This is a genomic window from Falsiroseomonas selenitidurans (assembly GCF_012103215.1).
Taxonomy (GTDB): Bacteria; Pseudomonadota; Alphaproteobacteria; order Acetobacterales; family Acetobacteraceae; genus Falsiroseomonas; species Falsiroseomonas selenitidurans.
On sequence record NZ_JAAVNE010000130.1, the window covers coordinates 1 to 910 of the forward strand.

The 910-nt window shown below is 74.5% G+C and carries 2 pseudogenes; both read right to left on the minus strand.

Features of this window, described 5'->3' with window-relative positions:
• Positions 1 to 441: pseudogene (locus HEQ75_RS27680) on the minus strand (phospholipase); the annotation flags it as partial.
• Positions 438 to 791, minus strand: a pseudogene (locus HEQ75_RS27685) (DODA-type extradiol aromatic ring-opening family dioxygenase); the annotation flags it as partial. The pseudogenes HEQ75_RS27680 and HEQ75_RS27685, both read right to left, overlap by 4 nt.
• Between the last annotated feature and the right edge of the window lie 119 nt (positions 792 to 910).

The following is a 910-nucleotide window of genomic DNA, read 5'->3' on the forward strand; positions in this document are numbered from 1 at the left end:
CGCGGCGGCGCGCCGCGGCGCCAGCGGCAGCCGGCCGGCCAGCGCGATCACGGAACGCCCGCGCCAGCCCTGCGCCACGGCGGCGAGCGCCATGATGGCGCCCTGGCTGAAGCCCGCCAGCGACACCGCGGCCTCGTCGAGCCCGAGTGCCGCGCGCTCCGCCTCGATCCGCGCCAGCAGGCCCGGCAGCGCGTCCATGGCGCGGCGTCGCCGCACCTCCGGCGTGATGCCGCGCAGGCTGAACCACTGCCGGCCGCCCGGGCCGCCGTCGAAGGGCTCCGGGCCGTCCAGCGTCAGCGTCGCCAGGCCGGGCAGCGCCTCGCCCCATGTCTCGGCAAGTGGCACCATGCCGGCCGCATCGCCGCCGACGCCGTGCAGCAGCACGACCAGCTGCCGCGCCGTGCCGCGCGCGGCGGCCACCATGCCGCGGGCGGCGCTCATCGGAAGGCGTAGGCATCCATCCGCAGCACGCCGTAGGAGGCGCTGCGATGGAGCCGCTCCGTGGCGGCCGCCATGCCCGCGGCGCCGAGCGCCACGAAAAGGGGCAGCAGGTGCTCGTCCGTCGGGTGGTTGCGCACCGCGTGCGGCGCCTTGTGGCGGTAGCACAGCAGGTCGCCGAGCCGGCCCTCGAGCAGGGCGGCGTCCATCCAGTCGGCGAATTCCGCAACCCAGTCCGGCTCGGGGGCGTTCGGCGCGTGGCCGAAGAACTCCTCCAGGTTGTGCGTGAAGCTGCCGCTGCCGATGACCAGCACGCCCTCTCCGCGCAGCGGCGCCAGCGCGCGGCCGAGGTCGAGGTGGTGCGCCGGCCCTGTCCGACGTCAGCACCCTTGAGACAAAACGGCGTGGTTGAGAAGCGGAGGATTTCTGGCTCATCGTAACCCCCAGGAGAGTGAAGATGAGCCAGAAATCC